General features: G+C 65.3%; 15 protein-coding genes and 1 pseudogene. 3 read left to right on the top strand and 13 right to left on the bottom strand.

Features of this window, described 5'->3' with window-relative positions:
• Positions 1 to 24 precede the first annotated feature (24 nt).
• The 5 genes from D6Z43_RS08785 to kdpF form a co-directional block, all read right to left on the bottom strand.
• Positions 25 to 2673, bottom strand: coding sequence for a sensor histidine kinase KdpD (locus D6Z43_RS08785; protein WP_120651577.1), 2649 nt, complete (start codon positions 2671 to 2673; stop codon positions 25 to 27).
• Positions 2670 to 3221 carry a potassium-transporting ATPase subunit KdpC gene (gene kdpC, locus D6Z43_RS08790; protein ID WP_120651578.1) on the bottom strand — a complete coding sequence of 184 codons (552 nt, stop codon included), beginning with the start codon at positions 3219 to 3221 and terminating at the stop codon, positions 2670 to 2672. Before kdpC ends, D6Z43_RS08785 begins: the two co-directional genes overlap by 4 nt.
• 87 nt (positions 3222 to 3308) lie before the next feature.
• Entirely contained in the window at positions 3309 to 5360 is a 2052-nt protein-coding gene (gene kdpB, locus D6Z43_RS08795; RefSeq protein ID WP_120651579.1) for a potassium-transporting ATPase subunit KdpB, read from the bottom strand.
• An 11-nt stretch (positions 5361 to 5371) separates the two neighbouring features.
• Complete coding sequence (gene kdpA, locus D6Z43_RS08800) at positions 5372 to 7072, bottom strand: potassium-transporting ATPase subunit KdpA (RefSeq protein WP_120651580.1); 1701 nt, start codon at positions 7070 to 7072, stop codon at positions 5372 to 5374.
• Positions 7073 to 7080: 8 nt separating this feature from the next.
• Positions 7081 to 7170, bottom strand: a complete 90-nt coding sequence (gene kdpF, locus D6Z43_RS08805) for a K(+)-transporting ATPase subunit F (RefSeq protein ID WP_036996920.1) — start codon at positions 7168 to 7170, stop codon at positions 7081 to 7083.
• Positions 7171 to 7610: 440 nt separating this feature from the next.
• Between kdpF and D6Z43_RS28050 the strand changes: the two are divergent.
• The 3 genes and pseudogenes from D6Z43_RS28050 to D6Z43_RS08825 all read left to right on the top strand — a co-directional run bounded on the left by D6Z43_RS28050 (position 7611) and on the right by D6Z43_RS08825 (position 10246).
• Positions 7611 to 8367: pseudogene (locus D6Z43_RS28050) on the top strand (ATP-binding protein).
• A 155-nt stretch (positions 8368 to 8522) separates the two neighbouring features.
• On the top strand, positions 8523 to 8762 hold the full coding sequence (locus D6Z43_RS08820; RefSeq protein ID WP_120651582.1) for a hypothetical protein: 240 nt from the start codon (positions 8523 to 8525) through the stop codon (positions 8760 to 8762).
• A 305-nt stretch (positions 8763 to 9067) separates the two neighbouring features.
• Positions 9068 to 10246 (top strand): GGDEF domain-containing protein, encoded by a 1179-nt coding sequence (locus D6Z43_RS08825; protein WP_120651583.1) that lies wholly within the window; start codon positions 9068 to 9070, stop codon positions 10244 to 10246.
• A gap of 42 nt (positions 10247 to 10288) precedes the next feature.
• On the opposite strand, the gene D6Z43_RS08830 is transcribed toward D6Z43_RS08825, so the two are convergent.
• The 8 genes from D6Z43_RS08830 to D6Z43_RS08865 all read right to left on the bottom strand — a co-directional run bounded on the left by D6Z43_RS08830 (position 10289) and on the right by D6Z43_RS08865 (position 18116).
• Positions 10289 to 11374: an AI-2E family transporter gene (locus D6Z43_RS08830; protein WP_120651584.1), complete on the bottom strand. Its 1086-nt coding sequence runs from the start codon at positions 11372 to 11374 to the stop codon at positions 10289 to 10291.
• 89 nt (positions 11375 to 11463) lie between these two features.
• Complete coding sequence (locus D6Z43_RS08835; RefSeq protein WP_120651585.1) at positions 11464 to 12273, bottom strand: DUF4892 domain-containing protein; 810 nt, start codon at positions 12271 to 12273, stop codon at positions 11464 to 11466.
• A 162-nt stretch (positions 12274 to 12435) separates the two neighbouring features.
• Positions 12436 to 13299, bottom strand: a complete 864-nt coding sequence (locus tag D6Z43_RS08840) for an alpha/beta fold hydrolase (protein ID WP_120651586.1) — start codon at positions 13297 to 13299, stop codon at positions 12436 to 12438.
• Complete coding sequence (locus tag D6Z43_RS08845) at positions 13296 to 14099, bottom strand: alpha/beta fold hydrolase (protein WP_120651587.1); 804 nt, start codon at positions 14097 to 14099, stop codon at positions 13296 to 13298. Before D6Z43_RS08845 ends, D6Z43_RS08840 begins: the two co-directional genes overlap by 4 nt.
• An 84-nt stretch (positions 14100 to 14183) precedes the next feature.
• The gene (locus D6Z43_RS08850; protein WP_120651588.1) at positions 14184 to 14831 is read right to left on the bottom strand and encodes a LysE family translocator; all 648 of its coding nucleotides are present in this window, start codon (positions 14829 to 14831) and stop codon (positions 14184 to 14186) included.
• Positions 14832 to 14876: 45 nt separating this feature from the next.
• Positions 14877 to 15680, bottom strand: coding sequence for an AraC family transcriptional regulator (locus D6Z43_RS08855; protein WP_120651589.1), 804 nt, complete (start codon positions 15678 to 15680; stop codon positions 14877 to 14879).
• Positions 15681 to 15952: 272 nt separating this feature from the next.
• Entirely contained in the window at positions 15953 to 16399 is a 447-nt protein-coding gene (locus D6Z43_RS08860; protein WP_120651590.1) for a hotdog fold thioesterase, read from the bottom strand.
• Positions 16400 to 16448: 49 nt separating this feature from the next.
• Positions 16449 to 18116: an AMP-binding protein gene (locus D6Z43_RS08865; protein WP_120651591.1), complete on the bottom strand. Its 1668-nt coding sequence runs from the start codon at positions 18114 to 18116 to the stop codon at positions 16449 to 16451.
• Positions 18117 to 18189 lie beyond the last annotated feature (73 nt).

The raw sequence follows: 18189 nt of genomic DNA on the forward strand, positions 1-18189 counted from the left end.
TACGGGATTGGTATCGAGCGGGGATCATTCTTCCTCCAACTGCGGCTGCGGATGCAGCGGCAGGTGCAGGGTCAGGGTCGCGCCGCGGCCGTCCAGGCCTTCGCCTACGCTCACACGGCCGCCGTGGGCGCCGACCATGCCCTGGCAGATCGCCAGGCCGAGGCCTGTGCCCTGTCCGCCCCGGTCACCTCGGGCAGCGGTATAGAACATATCGAAGATCCTGTCGCGTTCGTCCGGCGGAATGCCCGGCCCCTGGTCGCTGACGGAGAAGCGCAACTCGGCGTCGTCGGCCTCGACGGCTATCCGCAGCTGCCCCTGACTGGGCGAGAAACGCGCAGCGTTCTCCAACACGTTGACCAGCGCCTGCTCGATCAGGGCCGCATGTATATACAGCAACGGCAACTGCTCCGGCACCCGGGTCTCCACCTGCAACGGTGCCAGAACCGGGCGCAGACGCTGCAACGCGCTGGCGACAATGTCCACCGGAGCCACCCAGTCGCGTGCGAGCTTGAGACCACCGTGCCCCAGGCGGGTCATGTCCAGCAGGTTCTGGATGTAGCGATCGAGGCGCTCGGCTTCGTCGCGGGTACCCTCCAGCAACTCCCGGCGATCGGCCATGGGAATGGCTTCACCCAGGGCCAGCAGGCTGTCGATGGAACCACGCATGGCCGTGAGCGGTGTGCGCAGGTCATGGGAAACCGACGCCAGCAAGGCACTACGCAACTGTTCGGTTTCGCCGTGCAGGCGCGCGGCCTCCAACTCTTCGGCCAGCTGTGCACGGGCCAGGGCCTGGGCCAGGGGCTGGCCGAGGGCGGCGATCAGCCGACGCCTGCCCGCCGGCAGCGGCACTTCGTCGCGCGGGCTGATACCAAGCAGCACCAGCGGCCCTTCCTCTCCCGACAGCGGCAGCCACCACCAGCGCCCGCCGGGCAGGGTGTCAGTACCGGGGCCTGCCGGCTGGTCGTGCTGCCAGGACCACTCGGCTGCGGCACGCTCCTGGTCGCCCAGCAGGCGGTGGGCGCCGGCCTCCACCTTCCAGACACCATCGCGGCCCCGCGACAGCAGGCAGACCTCTACGTCGGTCCAGGCACCGAATTGCTGCACGGCTACGTTCAGCACGGCCTGGCGATCAGTGGCGGCGGTGAGTTTGCGTGAGAGGTCGAGCAGCGCAGTGGTTTCCGACTGGGTATCGCGCAGTGCATCGAGCTGGCGGCGCTGGCGCGAGGCCAGGTTGCCCGTCACCCCGGCCATCAGCAGGAAAAACAGTAAGGTCAGGACGTCTTCCTGGCGGGCGATGGTCAACGAAAAGGTCGGCGGAATGAACAGGAAGTCATAGGCCAGGAAGGACAGCCCGGCACATACCAACGCAGGCCCCAGGCTGCTGCGCACCGCCACCAGCAGTACGGCGGCAAGGAACACCAGGGAAATGTTCGGCAGCTCAAGGGTATGGGACACCGCCCAGGCCAACGCGCTGGCTGTGGCTGCAGCCAGCACCGCCAGGCCGTAGTCCAGCAGGCGGGAGGGATGACTGGCACGCGGACTGGACGGACGGCGGTCGGCCTCGGTGTCCAGCACGCTGACTTCCAGCCCCTCGGCGAGACTCAGCAGGCGTTCCGCCAGACCGCGACCGAGCAGGCGACGGCGCAGGCGCCGACGGCTGCGCGCTACCAGCAGCAGGCTGGCACGACGCTCGTCAGCGTGTTGCACCAAGGCCTTGGCAACAGACTCGGCGCGCAAGGTCACCACTTCGCCACCCAGGCGCTCGGCCAGTTGCTGGGCACCCTGCAGGCGCGCCCGCACCTCTTCGGAACGGGCGCCGCCGGTATCCACATACACCACCGACCAGGGCAGGTGACGCCGCTCGGCAACCCGGCTGGCGTGGCGCACCAGGCGTTCGGCCTGGTGGTCGCCGTCGATACCCACCAGCAAGCGGCCGCGCACGGCGGGCGCTTCCAGGCCGCGCTGGCGGTAACGCCGGTTGAGGTCGGCATCCACCCGTGCGGCGGCGGTCTGCATGGCCAGTTCGCGCAGCGCGGTGAGGTTGGTCTGGGAGAAGAAGGCGTCAATGGCGGCTCGGGCCTGCTCAGGCACGTAGACCTTGCCTTCGCGCAGGCGCTCCAGCAGCTCGCGCGGCGGCAGGTCGATCAGGAGTATTTCGTCGGCCTCTTGCAATACCCAGTCCGGCAATGTCTCGCGGACATGCACGCCAGTGATGTCATGCACCTGGTCGTTGAGGGCCTCCAGATGCTGGACGTTGACCGTGGTGTAGACGTCGATGCCGGCGTCGAGCAGCTCTTGCACATCCTGCCAGCGCTTGGCGTGGCGGCTGCCAGGCGCGTTGGTGTGGGCCAGTTCGTCCACCAGAACCAGACGCGGTGGTTGCGCGAGGATGCCATCGAGGTCCATCTCGGTGAGCGTCACGCCGCGATAGTCGAAGTGCCGCAGCGGTTGTTGCGGCAGCCCGGCGAGCATGGCTTCGGTTTCCGCGCGGCCGTGGGTTTCCACCACGCCCGCGCGCAGGTCGACGCCCTGGCGCAATTGCGCCTGGGCGGCCTGGAGCATCGCGTATGTTTTGCCCACGCCGGGTGCTGCGCCGAGGAAAACCTTCAGGCGACCACGCCCGCCACGGGGCATTTCGGCCAGAAGCGCGTCGGCGCGCTGGGCATCACTCATCGAGTCATCTCATTCAACGCAGTGTTCAGGGCCAGCACGTTGACCACTTCAGGGCCCACGAGGGACCGTTCGGTGTTCTGTTCCACCAGGCGTTCCAGCATATCTGTCGGCAGGCCGCGTTCGGCAGCGATGCGCGGAATCTGGAAGCGCGCGGCATTCGGCGGAAGGTGCGGGTCCAGGCCGCTGCCGGAGGTGGTCACCAGGGCCATGGGCACCTTGCCATGGCCCTCGGTGGCCAGGCGGTGCGCCTCCTTGTTGATGCGCTCGGCCAGGGCCGGGTTGCTCGGTGCCAGGTTGCTGGCGCCGCTGGCCACGGTGGCGAAGCCGGCGGCCGAGGGTCGCGGCTGGAACCACTGCGGGCCTTCGAAGTTCTGCGCCAGCAGGCTGCTGCCGCGTACCTCGCCCTTGGCATCGCGCACCAGGCTGCCATTGGCCTGCTCGGGGAAGGCCAACTGGGCAATACCGGTGACAGTCAGGGGATAGGCGACGCCAGTAATCAGGGTCATCAGGGCCAGAAGGCTCAGGGCGGGGCGGAGTTGGCTAAGCATATTCAGTTCCTCGCAGGAAATCTAAGTCTTGCTGGGGGGCGAGAAGTCCTCACCCCCGGCCCCTCTCCCGGAGGGAGAGGGGGATGTTCAAACCAGTCCTACTGCATTGAGCAGGACGTCGATCACCTTGATGCCGACGAAGGGTGCGACGATGCCACCCAGGCCATAGATCAGCAGGTTGCGGCGCAACAGGCTGGCAGCATCGCTGGCCTGCACCCGAACCCCACGCAGGGCCAGGGGGATGAGGCCGATGATGATCAGCGCGTTGAACACGATGGCCGAGAGGATCGCACTCTGCGGACTGGCCAACTGCATCACGTTGAGCACCCCGAGCTGCGGGTAGATTCCGGCGAACAGCGCGGGAAGGATGGCGAAGTACTTGGCCACGTCGTTGGCCACCGAGAAGGTGGTCAGGGCGCCACGGGTGACCAGCAGTTCCTTGCCCACCTGCACCACGTCGAGCAGCTTGGTCGGGTCGGAATCCAGGTCCACCAGGTTGGCGGCCTCGCGGGCGGCCTGGGTGCCATCGTTCATGGCCAGGCCAACGTCGGCCTGGGCCAGTGCTGGCGCGTCGTTGGCGCCGTCGCCGCACATGGCGACCATCTTGCCCTCGCCCTGCTCCTGGCGAATGCGCGCCAGCTTCTTCTCCGGCGTCGCTTCGGCGATCACGTCGTCCACACCGGCTTCCGCGGCGATGGCAGCGGCGGTCAGCGGGTTGTCGCCGGTCACCATCACGGTGCGGATGCCCATCTGCCGCAACTCGGCGAAGCGATCGCGGATGCCAGGCTTGACCACGTCCTTGAGGTGAATGGCGCCCAGCAGCTTGCCGTCGGCCGCCACCAGCAGAGGCGTACCGCCGCTCTGGGCGATCTTCTCGATCTCGCGAGCCAACGGGGCCGGCACCTCTTCACGGCCGATGCCTACCCAGGCGAGCACCGCATCCACCGCGCCCTTGCGGTAGCTGCGGCCGGCCCAGTCGGCACCAGAGAGTCGGGTCTCGGCGGTGAATGGGATGACCTGGATTTCCTCGCGGGCCGGCTCCTGCATGGAGTGCAGCGCGCGCAGGTATTCCACGATGGACTTGCCTTCCGGGGTTTCGTCAGCCAGGGAAGCCAGCAGCGCGGCATCGGAGAGTTCCTTGCCGCCGACGCCCGGGGCCTTGATCATCGCGCTGCAACGGCGGTTGCCGAAGGTGATGGTGCCGGTCTTGTCCAGCAGCAGCACATGCACGTCGCCGGCGGCTTCCACCGCACGGCCGGACTTGGCGATCACGTTCAGGCGCACCAGGCGGTCCATGCCGGCAATGCCGATAGCCGACAGCAGGCCACCAATGGTGGTGGGGATCAGCGTCACTAGCAGCGCCACCAGGTAGACCAGCGGCAGGTCGCCACCGGCGAATCGGGCAAACGGCTGCAGGGTGGCCACCACCAGCAGGAAGATCAGGGTCAGGCCGATAAGCAGGATGTCCAGAGCCACTTCGTTAGGGGTCTTCTGGCGCTTGGCGCCCTCTACCAGGGCGATCATCCGGTCCAGGGTCGACTCGCCCGGGTTAGCGGTAATTTTCACCAACAGCCAGTCGGAAACGATGCGGGTGTTGCCGGTGACGGCGGAACGGTCGCCGCCAGACTCACGGATCACTGGAGCCGATTCGCCAGTGATGGCCGCTTCGTTGACCGCGGCAATCCCCTCGATCACCTCGCCATCGCCCGGAATCAGCTCACCGGCTTCAACGCGCACGATATCACCACGACGCAGGCTGGCCGCCGACACGGTCTCGAGCTGGCCATTGCTTTTCCGGCGGCGCGCGGTCAGGCCCTGGCTGCCGGCGCGCAGACTGTCGGCACGGGCCTTGCCACGGCCCTCCGCCAGCGCTTCGGCGAAGTTGGCGAAGAGCACGGTGAACCACAGCCAGAGCGCGATCTGTACAGCCAGGCCAGTGCTCACCGCCGGAGTGGGGATCAGGCACAGGATGGTGGTCAGCACAGCGGTGAGCTCGACCACCAGGATCACCGGGGAACGCACCAGCTGGCGCGGATCGAGCTTGACGAAGGCCTGGCGCAGCGCGGGTTTCCACAGCGCGGCGAAGGAAGTCCTGGGTTGCTGCTTGGCGCCTTTGAGCGCCTGGATGGGGGCATTCATGATTTTCTCCGTTAGAAGCCCTGGATCAGCGCAAGGTGTTCAGCGATCGGCCCGAGGGCCAGAGCCGGCAGGAAGGTCAGGCCACCCACCAGCAGGATGGTCAGAGTCAGCAGGGTGACGAACAGCGGACCATGGGTGGGGAAGCTGTTGGCTCCCAGCGGTGCGCGTCTCTTCATCGCCAGGCTGCCGGCGATGGCCAGTACCGGGAGGATGTAGCCGAAGCGACCGAGGATCATCGCCAGGCCGATCAGCACATTGTGGAACGGCGTGTTGGCACCGAAACCGGCGAAGGCCGAACCGTTGTTGGCGGTACCCGAGGTGTAGGCATATAGGGCCTGGCTGAAGCCATGGGCGCCCGGGTTGGTGATGGACGCCGCCGGGCCGGCGAGGCTGATGGCCAGGCCGCAGAACACCAGCACGCCCACCGGCATCACCAGCAGGGTTGCCACCAGCAGGCGCACTTCGCGGGCTTCCAGCTTCTTGCCGAGGTATTCGGGCGTGCGGCCGATCATCAGGCCGGCGAGGAACACGGCGATCAATACGAACAGCAGCATGCCGTAGAGGCCTGCACCGACACCGCCGAAGACGATCTCGCCTAGCATCATGTTGAACATCGGGACCATCCCGCCCAGCGCGCTGAAGCTGTCATGCATCGCGTTCACCGAACCGTTGGACGCAGCCGTGGTGGTGACCGCCCAGAGCGCCGACGCGGCAATGCCGAAGCGGCTTTCCTTGCCTTCCAGGGAACCGGTCTGCTCAATGGGCAGCGCGGCCAGGGCCGGGTTCGGTTGGTATTCGCTGTAGAGGGTCACGCCCAGGCCGATGACGAACAGCACCAGCATGCTGGCCAGCAGCGCACGGCTCTGACGCAGGTCTTTCACGTAGTAGCCGAAGGTGAACACCAGGGCCGCCGGGATCAGGATGATGGAAGCCATCTCCAGCAGGTTGCTCCAGGCGGTGGGGTTCTCGAACGGGTGCGCCGAATTGACGCCGAAGAAGCCGCCGCCATTGGTACCCAATTGCTTGATTGCGATCTGGCTGGCCGCCGGGCCCAGCGGGATGGTCTGGTCGGCGCCCTGCAGGGTCACCGCATGGGCATAGTCGAGGAAAGTCTGCGGAACACCCTGCCAGACCAGGAACAGCGCCAGCACCAGGCACAGCGGCAACAAGCCGTAGAGGGCGCCGCGGGTCAGATCCACCCAGAAGTTGCCCAGGCGATCGGTGCTGCGGCGGCTGATGCCACGGGCGAACACCACCAGCACGCAGAGCCCCACGGCGGCACTGACGAAGTTCTGCACGCCCAGGCCGACCATCTGGCTGAAGTAGCTCAGTGCCGCCTCGCCACTGTAGGCCTGCCAGTTGGTATTGGTGACGAAGCTCACTGCCGTGTTGAACGCCAGGCTCCACTCCAGGCCGGGAAGCTTCTGCGGGTTGAGCGGCAGCGCGCCTTGCAGCATGAGGATGGCGAACAGCAGCACGAACCCCGCCAGATTGAAGGCCAGCAGGGCCACGCAGTAGCCCTTCCAGTCCTGTTCACGCTCGGCGTCGACGCCGGCAATGCGGTAGCAGAAACGCTCCACGGGCGCGAACACCGGAGTCAGGAAGGTACGCTGCCCTTCCATCACCCGGTAGTAGAAGCGCCCAAGGAAAGGTGCCGGTACCAGCACCAGCATGAAGAAGGCCAGGATGAGGCCGATGTCCTGAAGTTGCATGTGGCCTCCTAGCCGCGCTCGGCGCGCAGCAGCGCCACCAGCAGATAGATGAAAAGTCCCATGGCCAAGACCAGGGACACCCCGTCGAGAATGCTCATTGCCTGTACTCCTAGATGCGGTCTTTGCCGCCGTGGAGCCATTGTCGGAAGGGGGGGCGTAAAGGAACGAGTCCGGGGAGGACTGCGGGGCATCAAGAATGCGTAAAGAAGTTCTGTTGAGAACCGTGCATGAGATCGGCAGGCCTCGCCCCCGGCCCCGGCCCCTCTCCCGAAGGGCGAGGGGTGACGCCAGGCCAACCACCTGCACGAACAACCCCTCTCCCACTGGGAGAGGATGGGGTGAGGGAAGCCGCATCTCGCTGGATGTGAGGGGTCTGCATACCACTTTGTATCCACCCCGATACAAACCCGACACGCCCCCGATACCCTGCTGCGCCACCTTGCCCAACGATGGCTAGCGTGCCCCGCTCGCGTTAGCAGCCTCCCTTGTGATTCCCGGGCTGGCACTTGCCCACCCTCTCCTCGCCATGAGCTTCACCATGCAATCGACTTCCGCCTCGGGCACACCCTTCACCCGGAACCGCTGGAGCGTCCGCGCGGTGATCGTGGACGATGACGCGCCCATTCGTGAGCTGCTCTGTGGCTACCTGGCGCGCTTCAACATCGAGGCGATAGGCGTGGACGATGGCCAGGGCATGCGCCAGGCCCTGGCCGAGGAACGCTTCGACGTGGACCTGATGCAGCCCGGCGAGGACGGCCTCTCGTTTTGCCGTTGGCTATGGGCGGAGTCGGACATTTCGATCCTGATGCTCACCGCCCGCTGCGAACCGGCGGATCGAATCATCGGGCTGGAAATGGGTGCCGCCGACTACATGGCCAAACCGTTCGAACCGCGCGAACTGGTGGCGCGCATCCAGACCATCCTTCGCCGTGTGCGCGACGATCGCGACGCGCCGCGCGCCGCGCACCGAAAGCCGCAATAGCATCCGCTTCGACGCCTGGCGCCTGGACAACGCGCTGCGCTTCGCAGGCCACGCCCATCTCCCGCTGGAGGATGGCCAGAAACAGGTACGTATCGACGTGTGCGACCACGGCCCGGGTATTTCCGCCGAGCTGCGCGAAGCGGTGTTCGAGCCCTTCTACCGCGTGGAAGGCTCGCGCAATCGCAATTCCGGAGGCATCGGCCTGGGCCTGACCATCGCCCGCGATGCTGCACGGCGCCAGGGTGGCGACCTGGAGTTGCTGGCGCCTGAAGCCGGCGGACTGCTGGCGAGATTGACCTTGCCCCTCCGCTGACCGGCAGGAACACCATGCGCACCAGAGCGCAGCGCACCCATGTGCCTTTGTCAGTCTCCGATACAACACGCACATCGCCTGGACAACTGGCCCGCCGAGACAGCCAGAACCGGAAGACCCCTTCCGGTTCCGCCAACCTGCACAGGAGTAACCCCATGATCAGTGGAGTCGGCAGTTACTCGAACTACGGCAGCTACAACTACGCCACCAGTTCGACCTCATCCTCGGCGCGCTCGCAAGACTGCGGCGCTTCGGGACAGAACAAGGCCCAGGAAAAACTCTCCAGCCTGCTGGACGCCAACGGTGACGGCAGCCTCAGCCAGGAGGAAACCGCCTTCCTCGCACCGTCGCCTCGACCGCAGGGCCGGGGATCGGAGGGCATGCAGTTCGATTAGTCGGAGGAGTCGACGGCAAGCACTGACGACCCGGACTACGGCCGCCTGGTGGCGGCACTGCTCAAGCAGTACGAAGCCGGCTCCGGCTACAGCAGTAGCCGCGTCGGCAGCCAGTTAAGTCTGTCGGCCTGAAAGGTGCCGGCCACCTTCAGGGTGGCCGGCTCACCCGCCCCATCCGACGGGAACCCCGGGCTAATGATTGACCCGACCTCATCCTCGTCCGGAAAAGCCGGGAGGACGCTGCGAAAGGTCGCACCGAGCGCTTACAATCGTGGGCTTCAACCGCCATACAGCCCACTTCGGATATGCCGCTCGATCCGCCCACGATGCTGACCCTTTCAATCGCCCTTGCAGCTGCCGCCGCCCTGTACCTGGCGGTCGAATGGGGCAGCGTTCGTGAACCCACTCTGTTGTTCTGGAGCGCCGGCTTCGCCACCATCACCATTGGCTCGACACTGGCCCTGCTGCGCGGGAACGGTCTCCTGCTCATCGGCATCTGGTTCGCCAACGGTCTGCTGGTGATCGCCCACTGGCTGTTCCTGCTGGGGGTTGCGCGCTTCACCGGGACGCGGCTGTCCCGGGCCTGGTACCTGATCTTCGTCACCTGGGCGGCCCTATTGCTGCTGCCGGATGGGCCGCTGTGGTCGAAGATCATGTTCCTGGCCAACTCGCTGCTGGTCGCCCTGCTGGCGCTCAGGGCCAGCGCACTCCTGCGTCCCCACGGCAAGTCGCTGAGCGTAGGCGCGGTGCAGCTGCGCTACGTGTTGCTGGCCCATGGCATTTTCTACCTGGCCAAGTCTCTGACGGCCGTGGTTCCTGGCACGCTGGTGGATCTCGCCGCCTTCCGTGGCGAGATCATCCAGATCTCGCTGGTCGAAGGCGCGATGGCGATCATGCTGATCGCCCTGTCGATGACCGGCACCGAACGTCATCGGCGAGAGAAACGGATAGCACGGCTGGCCGCACGCGACCCGCTGACCGCCCTCTACAACCGCCGCGCCCTCGAAGCGCGCGCACCGCGCCTGCTTGAAGAGGTCAGCGGCACTCAGCCGGGTGCATTGCTACTGATCGATATCGACAATTTCAAACTGGTCAACGACCTGTACGGCCATGGTGCGGGAGACCGGTTGCTGGTGGCGCTCAGCGAGATAATCCGCTCGCTACTGCCCGAACGAGCGCTTGCCGCGCGGCTGGGCGGCGACGAATTCGTCGTCCTGCTGAGCCGTGCCTCACGTGAACGCATCGTCGAGCTGGGCAACCGACTGCGGGAGCAGTTCCACGCGACAGCCTCGCGGAACTTCGACACACCCGAGGCAGTAACCCTGAGCATCGGCGCCAGCCTGTTCGACCAGCCACCGACCAGCCTGGCGGCATTGATCGAGCAAGGCGATGCCGCGCTCTACGAATCCAAACGCGGCGGACGAGACAGCATTCGCCTGGTGGATCGATCCTTCATGGGCGGCGAAGGGCTGCGGACAGACTGACTCACCGCGGATTGCTCAACGCGCAGCGAGCCGCCCCGCTCCTCAGGAGGGCCGGTTTTCCTTTTCCTGGGCCTCTGCGGAAACCACCACCTGCGGTTGCGCATCGCCGATCCAGTCGGAGATCAGGCTGTAGGCCACCGCCAGCAGCGTTGGGCCGAGGAACAGCCCCATGAAGCCGAAGGCCAGGATTCCGCCGAACACGCCCAGCAACACCACCACCAACGGCAGGTTGCCACCACGGCTGATGAGGTAGGGTTTCAGCACGTTGTCCACGCCGCTGATGACGAACATGCCCCAGATGCCGAGGAACACCGCATAGCCATAGTCACCGTGCCAGGCCAGCCAGGCCGTTGCGGGTACCCAGACAAGCGGCGGGCCCATGGGGATCAGGCTGAGGGCGAAGGTGACGATGCCCAGCACCAGCGCACCGGGTACACCAGCGATCCAGAAACCGATCAGCGCCAGCACAGCCTGGGCGGCGGCGGTACCGATCACGCCGTTGACCACGCGTTGCACGGTGCCGGCCACCAGTGCGAGATAGTGTTCAGCGCGATCACCAATCAATCGCTCCAGGCCCCGCTCGACGAACAGCGCCATGCGCGGGCCATCGCGGTAGAAGAAGAACACCAGCACCAGACTCAGTACCAGTTCCACCATGCCGCCGCCGATCTGAGCAGTGCGCGCGAGAATCCAGTTGCCGGCCTGCCCCATGTAAGGCCTGAGGCTGGCAAAGAAGGCCGCGCCCTGGGCGTCGATGGAGCGCCAGGCCCGAACCAGGCGCTCACCCACCAACGGCACCTGTTGCAACCAGTCCGGTGGCGGCGGCAAGCCTTCCACCTGGACGTTCTTCACCAGCTCCGTAGCATCGCGCACATGTTCGGCCAGGTTGCCCACCAGCCACGCCAGCGGCAGCGCCACCAACAGCACCCAACCTGCGGTGAGTAAGGCGGCAGCCGCGGACTCGCGTCCTTTCAGCAGGTTGCTCAAGAGGCGCATCAGCGGCCAGCTGGCAAAGGCCAGCACGGCGGCCCAGAACAGCGCAGAAACAAAGGGGGCAAGCACCCAGAGGCTGGCACCAAGCAAAGCGAGCAGGAGGATCTGCACCAATAGGCGATCGTTGTTCAACATCCCTGAATCACTCCGGCGAACAGAAAGGAAAGGCCGTGCCTGCCGTCACGCATCTCGCGGCCGGCAGGAACAAGCATAGAGACAGATACTCAGCGCAGGAGATTCAGATGCAGACCGGGTCCCTTGCCCTCGCCCAGCTCCAGGCGCGCGGCGCGTACACCCTGCCCCACCAACGCCTCGCGCCAGGCCTCGGCACCCGCACCAGCCAAACTGATGCGAAGGGTGCTATCAAGGTTCAGGCAGCGCGAAAGCAGGGTCGCCCAGGCATCCGAGGGTTGCTCAGGCAGACGCGCAAGGTGCAGCTCACCGCTGCTTTTCAGTTCACGCATCAGGGTATCGGGGGTTGGCAGCAACTCACCCAAGGGGGCGTTGGCGTCCAGCTGCTCGGCGTGCAGGTAGGCCCGGCGATTGCCCCGGGTGATGCCGTAGAGAGCAAGCAGGCTGTCCTGATGCGGCTCAGCCAGGCGCAGCAACAGGTAGGCCTGCTGCTCGTCCGGGCCATACAGCTTGGAGTTGCCGAAGATGGCGTTGGCCCAGAGGCTGCTGGAGCCACAATCGCGACCCTGGCACCAATAGAGCAACTCGGCACCGCCAGCGAGCAGGTCGCGGCGGGCGCGGTCGAAAGCATCGAAGGAGCTGTGGTCAGTGGGCAGGCGGTAGGTTACAGAAGTCTGGCGGCCCTCCGCATCGATCTTGCGCTCCATGCGCAATTGGTTGCTGATGCGGCGGATGGAGCTCTGCGGATAGGTTCGCTCCTGGTCCGGGTTCTCGCGGAAGTCGGTGATCTCGGCATGGGGGAAACGCGGCAATGCCGCCAGGTCGTGGCTTTCAGGCAGGTCGGCTGCCTGCACGGATGCTGCCAGTAGAAGACCGGCAATTAGGGTGAGGCGCATGCGCATCCTTATCGATATGTCCCGGAGTGAGCAGTCTGGACCAGCTTCCCGACCTTTTCCTGCCGCTCGCCACGGATCATGCCGCGCCGCACTGTGGTTCCAGGCCGATCGACCATCCCACTGCTCCCTGACCAAAAGCGGCCAGCCTTCCCGCTTGGCCGGTGCAAGTCAAGGAATGGCGAAGAAGGGATTGAAACAGTCTGCTACGGCCTGGGCGCCAGCCTCGTCATCCAAGTGCAGGTGATGCTTGCCGGGTAGGCAATGCACCGCAAAGGGCAGTTGCTCCAGAAGGCTGGCGAACTTCGGCTCCACATGCAGCAGGCCCTGCTCTGCCAGCACCAGCATGGTTGGACACTTCACCGCCTGGGCGAAGGCCAATGCATGGGCACGGGTCAGGCGCAGCGGAGACGGCAGGGTCAGGCGGCTGTCGGTGCGCCAGGTGTAGCCGCCTGGTACCGGCATCAGGCCCCGCTCAGCAAGCAGTTCGGCGGCCTCGCGGCTGACACCGCCCGTACCGCGCATGCGCGCCTCGACGGCACGGTCTATCGCGGCGTAGACCGGTTTGCGCTTGCCTACCAGCGCCAGTTGCGCGCGTAGCGCCTCGCCCAGCTTGGCCGGCGCCTGTTCGGCTTCGCCCGTGTAGGGCATCAGGCCATCGATCAGGGCCAGGTGCTTGATCCGCTCGGGAATGGCGCCGGCCAGCATCACCGAAACGATGGCGCCCATGGAGTGCCCGAGCAGAGAAAATTTCTCCCAACCCAGCTGCTCGGCCACCAGCAGCACGTCAGCGGCGTAATCCCACAACAGGTAGCTCGCCCCCGGCCCCCGGTGGGCCGACAGCCCGTGACCGGCAAAATCGAGCGCGACTATGCGCAGCCCCTGCAGACGCGGCGCCAGTCGGGCGAAGGTGTTGGCGTTGTCCAACCAGCCATGCAGCGCGATCACCGGCTGGCCGTCCTCCGGGCCATAGAGGTGAGCGGCCAGCTCGATATGGGGCAGGTTGAGGCGGATTTCTTCGACCTGGGCAGTCATGCACTGGCCTCCTGGCGACGACCGTCCCAGCGGCCGAATACGGATTTGAGAAGGTCGGCGGTTTCCTGGGGTCGCTCCAGCGGGAACATGTGCCCGCCGGGCAGCGACAGGTATTCGCCTTGCGGCACCCGCTTCACCAGTCGCGCATGGTGCGGCATCACCACCTTGCTGTGACGCCCACGTACCAGTGCCACGGGCACCTTGAGCTGTTGCGGACGGCCGGGCGTGCGGTGAGGCACGCTGCGGTAAATGCTGATCTCGGTGGCGGCGTCGAACTTCAGCCGCAGCGACTCGCCCTGCCGAGCCAGGCCATGCTGGACGTAGGCATCCAGGCAATCCGGATCGAAGCGGCGGAACAGGGTCTTGCCGGCGAAGTAGTCGCGCGCCTCGCTGAAGTCGCCGAACTCCTCGCGGCGACCAAGGGTGCGGCCCGCCGGGGTGATGCGGTCGATGAAGCCGAAGCGCTTGGCCGCGCGGATGACGATGCGGTCAGCCAGGGTCAGCACTGGGGAATCGAGCATCACCACGCCGCGGTAGAGCTCCGGCCGACGCAGGGCCGCGTGAAAGTGCAACACGCCGCCCAGGGAATGCCCCAGGCCCCAAACCGGCTCGCCGCGCGCTTCCAGGTGATGGATGAGTTCGTCCACCAGGTTTTCCCAGTTGTCGTTCACCGGGAATCGTGGGTCATGGCCGTGTTGTTCCAGGTGTTCAACGCGGAAGTCCGGCGCCAGGGCGGCGAAGAGCTTGCCGTAGGTGGCCGAAGGAAAGCCGTTGGCATGGGCGAAGAAGATGGTGTGCATGGCATCCGGCTCGTCGGAGAATGCCGGGATTTTCCGGCAGCCCCGCTCGCTCGGCAATGACTGTAACCGCCAGTGATGATGGCGCTATTGCCAAAGACCCGGTGCCAACAGCCTGCCCGCCAACCCCAGGGCCACCAGCAGGAATACCAGGCCACAGGCCAGATCGATGGCGGGCGCTGCGCGCAGCAGCAGTTGCTGGTTGCTACCGCGGGTGAGTGCCAGGCCAAGGCCACTGAACCAGGCCAGCCCCATGCCGAAGAGAATCGCGGCCGCCCCGACCTTGCCGGCGAAGGACAGATCCGCCGGAATAAGCCCGGACAGCATTGCCAGGAAAAACACCAGCGCCTTGGGGTTGAACAGGTTGGTGGCCAGCCCGCGCAACCAGGGGCCCAGAGCCGAAGGTGACAACGCGCCCTCGAAGCTCCCGCCGCCCTGTCCGCGTCGGAACCAGGCGCGCACTGCCCCGATGCCAAGCCAGCCGAGATAGCTCGCGCCGATCAGCTGCAGCAGGTCGAAGAGCATCGGCGAGCGGCTCACCAGCAGGGCAACGCCAGTCAGCACCAACATGCCGTGGACGAGGATGCCGCAGGCCAGGCCCAGGGCGCTCAGGAGGCCGGCGCGACGCCCCTCATGCATGGCGGTACGCACCACCAGGGCCACATCGGGGCCGGGGCTGACCAGGGCGACGGCGAACACGGCCGCCAGCGACAGCAAGACGGAAGTCTCCTGCATGGATGATTCTCCAGGATATTGGGGGAATTCAGCGGGGGCGGTGGATCAGCGGCTGCGCAGCTTCGCCGGTGGTACGCCGTAGTTGCGGCGGAACAATCGCGAGAAATGCGCCTGGTCGTAGAAACCCAGATCCAGGGCCACCTCGCTCAGGCTCTCGCCACGCAGGACCCGAGGCAGCGCACGTTCCAGGCGCAATTGGGTCAACCACTGGTGAGGCGGCAGGCCGCACTGGCGATTGAAGCGGCGCAATGCCTGCCAGGGGCTGAGTCCACAGAACAGGGCCAGCTCTTCCAGAGAGGGCGGTGAATCGAGGCGCGACTCCAGCCACTCCCTCAAGCGCGACCAGGTGCGGGTATCAAAGCCATGTTCCGGCTCACGGACTCGCAGGGTGGAGCCCTGTCCCAGCAGGTTGGCCAAGGCTGGCCAGAGGTGGCCTTCCTGCTCCAGTCGTGACCCTTGCAGCAACGCGCCGTGCAGGTCCTGCAACTGGCCACGCAAGTTGGCGTCCCGGAGGATGCTGGTGGTCAGGCGCGGCGCACCCTGGCGCTCATCGCTGAGACTGCGGCTGGCGTCGTCCAGCCATTGCGGATCGAAAGCCAGCACACGGATCTGATAGCTCTGGCCATCGACGCCGGCGCCATCGTGGATCTGCTCCGGCGCCATCAACAACACGTCCCCGGTGTCGGCCTGATGGCTTTCACCCTGGTGCAGGTAGCGTTGCCGACCGCGCACGACCAGTCCCAGGTGGTACTCCAGATGGAAGTGCCGGGGAAAGGCGAAGTGCTGGTACTGGGCGTCGATCAGTCGGACGCCCGGCAGGCAGCTGGGGATGTGGTTGGTCTGGTCCATGGGCGCCACTTTACTCCGTGGCGCCGTGAGCTTCTTGGACAAAATTGCGGAAGTATTGGCCCGAAATGCCATAGGGTAGAAATCGCTTTTCATTTCCACCGTCCGATGCCCGCCCATGCTCCGATGGTGGATGAATAGAGCGTCATCCACCCTTGTAGCAGTGACGATTGAAATGCACCGACTAGCTGCATGAAGCCGGACTTTCTTTAGGAGCGAGCTTGCTCGCGAACAGCCCGAGCACGAACTTTCGCGAGCAAGCTCGCTCCTACATGTCAGCCGCGCCGCGGCGGCTCGGAGCCGAGGGGAACGATGGCCATTGTCAGGCGGGAAATGCAGCTGGGCTTGCCGTCCTCGCCAGCCAGTCGGATATCCCAGACATGGGTAGTACGACCGAGATGCACCGGCCGGGCCACCGCGGTGACCCGGCCGCTGCGCAGGCCACGCAAGTGGTTGGCGTTGACCTCCAGGCCGACGCAGTAGTAGCGGCTGGCATCGATGCACAGGAAGCTGGCAGTGGAACCGAGGGTTTCCGCCAGCACCACCGACGCGCCGCCATGCAGCAGGCCATATGGCTGGTGGGTGCGCTGATCGACCACCATGCTGGCGGTCAAGGATTCGTCGTCGAAGGACTCAAAACGGATGTCCAGGCCTTCGCCAATGGTGTTCTTCAGGGATTCGTTGAGGTGTGCAAGATCGGGGGATTGTCGCCACAGGCCCATTGGGTCGCTCCTTGTGGAGGGCCGGGAGCGGTGTCCCGGCCATACTTGATCATTCGTGCCAGACCACCGTTTCCTGGCGTTCCAGCCATTCCGGGAAGCGCTTGCCATAAGCGTCTTCAACGATATTGCGCTTGATCTTCAGCGTCGGAGTCAGGAAACCGTTGTCTACCGCCCAGATGTCCTTGACCAGCACCAGCCCATGCAGGCGCTCATGCTTGTCGAGATCGCCGTTGACCTCTTCCAGCAGGCTGCGCAGGCTGAGCTCCAGTTCTGAGCGGGCGCTGTTGGCCGCCTCCTGCCGCCCTACTTCGGACAGTACGCAGAGCGCCATGGGTTGGGGCAACCCATCGCCCACCACACAGACCTGCTCGATACGCGGATGCACCGCCAGGCGGTTCTCGATGGGTGCCGGGGCCACGTACTTGCCCTTGCTGGTCTTGAAGATTTCCTTGATGCGGCCAGTCAGGCGCAGGTTGCCCTTGGCGTCCTGCTCACCCTTGTCTCCGGTGCGCAGGTAGCCGTCCTCGGTAATGGTTTCGGCAGTTTTCGCGGGGTCCTTGAAATAGCCCTGCATCGTGGCACCGCTGCGCACCTGCACTTCACCGTCTTCGCTGATGCGCACTTCCACGCCGGGACTGTTGCGGCCAATCCAACCGGGCATCACCTCACCTTTGCGGCACAGGTGGGAGTAACCGCAGTTCTCGGTCATGCCGTAGACCTCCAGCACTTCCAGGCCTAGGCGCTGGTACCAGTTCAGCAGCGCACCGGGCACCGGTGCGGCTCCGCACAGGGCGTTTCGCACGGCATCAAGACCGAGGCCAGTGAGGACCTTGCGTCCGACGATACGACCAATGACGGGGAGCCTGAGCAAGCGATCGAGTTTTTGTGCCGACATCTTCGAATAGACACCCATCTGGAACTTGGTCCAGATCCGCGGCACGCCGAAAATGGCCGTAGGCCGTGCGCGACGCAGGTCCTCAAGGAAGGTTTCCAGACTTTCGGCGAAGAATACCGTCTGCCCGGCGTAGAGCGACCCCATCTCGACGAACATGCGCTCTGCCACATGGCATAGCGGCAGGTAGGACAGCAATCGGTCTTCCTCGCCGGTCTGAAACAGGTTCATTCCATGGTTGGCGGCGAAAGCGAAGTTGCTGAAATTGTGCATCACCCCCTTGGGCGTACCCGTGGTGCCGGAGGTATAGATGATGGTGGCGAGTTGGTCTGCAGAACCCTTGGGGCTGTCCTGGATCGGGTTGACGGCCTGCAGGTCGGCCCAGCTGAAATCGAAGGTGCCTTCGGGGTGGATCGGCAATGCAACGGTCGGCACGCCTTCGGGCACACCACCGGCCATGGCTGGCCAATCGTCGAGCTTGCCGATGAAGGCCAGCGCAGACTCGGAATGCTCCAGCACCTGGTGGACCGATTCGGCTGTGAGGTTGGGATATAGAGGAACGGATACGTGGCCAGCCATCCAGATGGCGAAGTCGGCGACGATCCAGTGAGCGCAATTCTTGGAGATGATCGCAATGCGGCTGCCCTGGGGCAGGTCGCGACCGCGGAGCCAACTGGCGGCCCGGCGGGCTTGTTCGCCCACTTCGGCCCAGGTCAGCTCCTCGATCCTGCCGCCACCAAGTGGCTGGACCAGATAGCGTTTGTTCGGATGACGAGCTTCACGCTCAAAAAAAACTTCAAGCGGCAAACGGACTGCATCAGCCACAGGGCCTCCTCCTTTGTTCTTTTTGTGGGGGACAACCAAGCACTTGCTTGGGCGACTATTCCACGCACCCGGA

The organism is Pseudomonas sp. DY-1, from assembly GCF_003626975.1.
Classification (GTDB): domain Bacteria; phylum Pseudomonadota; class Gammaproteobacteria; order Pseudomonadales; family Pseudomonadaceae; genus Metapseudomonas.